The sequence below is a fragment of the Stackebrandtia sp. genome (genome assembly GCF_035643755.1).
Lineage (GTDB): Bacteria > Actinomycetota > Actinomycetes > Mycobacteriales > Micromonosporaceae > Stackebrandtia.
Genome location: NZ_DASQPW010000188.1, coordinates 1 through 2,705 on the forward strand (window position 1 = coordinate 1; position 2,705 = coordinate 2,705).

General features: G+C 68.4%; 3 protein-coding genes. 1 reads left to right on the top strand and 2 read right to left on the bottom strand.

Translation table 11 applies throughout. The annotated features are described in order from the left end of the window. Positions 1 to 162: 162 nt before the first annotated feature. Positions 163 to 942 carry an SGNH/GDSL hydrolase family protein gene (locus VE172_RS14270; protein WP_324802588.1) on the bottom strand — a complete coding sequence of 260 codons (780 nt, stop codon included), beginning with the start codon at positions 940 to 942 and terminating at the stop codon, positions 163 to 165. 169 nt (positions 943 to 1,111) lie between these two features. On the opposite strand from VE172_RS14270, the gene VE172_RS14275 reads away from it, so the two are divergent. Beyond that, a complete protein-coding gene (locus VE172_RS14275) occupies positions 1,112 to 1,897 on the top strand; it encodes a hypothetical protein (protein WP_324802589.1) in 786 nt (261 codons plus the stop codon). On the opposite strand, the gene VE172_RS14280 is transcribed toward VE172_RS14275, so the two are convergent. Beyond that, positions 1,857 to 2,705, bottom strand: an 849-nt coding sequence (locus VE172_RS14280; protein WP_324802590.1) for a gamma-glutamyltransferase, incomplete at its 5' end; no start/stop codon positions are given. The two genes, VE172_RS14275 and VE172_RS14280, sit on opposite strands and share 41 nt — an antisense overlap.

A 2,705-nucleotide genomic window follows, 5' to 3' on the forward strand; every position in this document is an offset into this window, starting at 1 on the left:
CGTCCCGCGTGGGCGCCGCTTTCCATTACGTGCGGCAGAATCTCACGATCCGCCCCACCGATCTGCCCGACCTGGAGGGGCTGGCCGAGCCGCTCAACGAAGCAGGGCCGCGCCCCGTCCAGTGAGGACGGAACACGGCCCTGCGTCAGTACCGGGTCGGGGTTAGAGCAGGCCGGTCACCGCGGGCGCGTAGCCCTGGGCGTGGCCGTCCCGGTTCGGGTGGTACGACTCGCCGATCGGGTTCGACAGGCCGTTCAGCCACTCCGGGTCGTCGCACACGGCGTGGCCGGTGAACGGCCCGCGGACGTCGGCGAAGCTGAAGCCGTGGTTGGAGGCGACGCCGCTAACGGTGCTGGCCAACAGGTCGGCCGTCTCGTTGAGGCGTTTTTCCTCGTCCGGGCTGAAGAACGTCCCGGCGTTGCAGTCCTCGCCGTTGAACAACCGCGGGTATCCCACGACGATCACCTTGGCGTTGGGCGCCTTGGAGGAGATGTCGCCGTACACGGCGTCGAGGCGCCCGGGCAGCTCGTTCTTGATGAACGTCTGCGCGGTGTCGATCTCGCCGTTGCAGCTGACCCAGGGCTCGGCACACTTGGTGATGACGCTGGAGAAACCGGCGTCGTTGCCGCCGACCGAGATCGTCACCAGGCCGGTGTCGCCGTTGAGCCCACCCTCCTGGTTCTTGCGGATGTCGTCGACGACGGCACCGGAACAGGCCTCGAAGTCCAGGTTGTATCCCTGGGCCTTCGCCACCAGCGCGGGGTACGCGTAGTTCGACTTTTGACAGTCGCTGTCGAAGTATTCTCGGGTTCCGGTGCCAGAGGAGTACGAGTCTCCAAGGGCCACATAATTTGTAGCGGCGGCCTGAGATGGAACCGCGGTGAGACCGACGATCAGTCCCGCCGCGGCCACAACCAGTCCGAGCCGCATCAGTTGGCGCATCCATACCTCCGGGGGTCAGTAATGGACATTCAAAAAGGGGCAAGCTCACCCTTTCAGGAATACTTATGATTGTCCATACTCAAATCTGTAACGAACGAACTCGCGTCCATAAGCCGACAACAACCGCCTGTGATTTGACCTCTGGACGGTATCGGAGACACTTGTTGACGTGATCGACCTCGAACCCGACACGCCGAAGCGCAAAGCCGCCGGCAACGAGAAGCGCACCCTGCTGCTGTTCGCCGCCGTCGGCGGCGGCATCGTCATCGTCGGGCTGGTGGTCGTGCTGATCCTGTCGCTGACCACCGGCGTGCCGGGCAACACGCCCAACACGCCCGGCGGCCCCGACGACAGCAAGCCGCCGCTGGCCCAGAAGTGCCCGCCCCCCACCAAGAAGCCGCCCCAGGGCGACGTGCCTGAGGACTCCGGCGGCCAGCGGACGGTCGACACCGAGTCGGGCATCAGCTATAAGGCGTACGGCTCGCCGTGGCGAAACTGGGACCAGGGCGACTGGAACCAGGGCGAGCTGCACATCAAGTACATCGCCGGGCAGTACTTCGTCACCGAGACCTACTCGGAGGGCGACTACCTGGCGTCCATTCTGTCCGGTCACGTCCCGGCGGCGGTCAACGACGGCACGGACCTGGACCTCAAGTGCGTCTCGCAACAGGTCGTCGCCGACGTCCGCAAGAGCTACTACCCGCAGCCCAACAAGTTCAAGTCGCTGCGGGACGAGGCCGCCACCCTGGGCGGGCGCCCGGCGTGGGTGCGGGAGTTCGAGGTGAGGTTCCACCAGGACGGGCTGACGGCCACCAACGAGCGGGTGGGTGTGGCCCTGATCGACGTGGGGCGCAAGGACGCCGCGGTGCTGTACGTGTCGATACCGGGCACCCACAAGCAGTACGACAAGGTGGTCAACGAGGTGCTCGACTCGGTGCGTCCGACCCACAAATAGAACCCGTCCCGTCCCGTCGCGGCTGTGCCAATTGACCCGCTCCGTCCCGTCGCGGCTGTGCCAATCGACCCGCTCCGTCCCGTCGCGGGTCCCCCGCGGCACCGGCGTCGCCGACGGCGCTGACGCCGCCGAAGTAGTGGACGTCGCGATCCCAGGTCACCAGCTGGTATCCGGCGCGCTCCAGGGCGCCGCACACCTCGCCGTCCAGCCCCTCCTCGGCGTGCACCGTGGACTCCACGGGGTGGAAGCGGGGGGCGGCGATCGCCTCGGCCGTCGACAGCCCGTCCGCCAGCACGCCGGTGAGGGTGTGCACCAGGGCGGTGCGGATCCGCGAGGCCCCCGCCGCGCCGGCGGCCAGCACCACGCGCCCGTCGGCGGCGTCGCGCACCACCAGCGGCGACATCATGCTGGACATCCGGGCCCCGGGAACCGAAGGCCCGCACAGCAACTCGCCCTCGCCCAGCATCGAGTTGAGGTGGATTCCGGTGCCCCGCGGCCAGACTCCTGAGCCGATCCCGAGCGTCGTGGTGACCACGCAGGCGTTGCCCGCGGCGTCCACCACCGAGACGTTGGTGGTGTCGCCCAGCTGGCCGTCGTCCGCGGTGGTGAGCGCGTCGGCGGCGGCCACGGCGCGCTTGCCGGGCTCCAGCCACAGGCCGGAATCGATGCGGCGCAGCGTGTCGACGGTGCCCGACAGGTCACGGCGTCCATTCACGACGTACCCGGCGAAGTCCGCCGAGCACACCGGGACCTCGCGCACCCGGTAGGCGGCCAGGTCGGCGAGGCCGAGCGCCCCGCCCTCGGCACG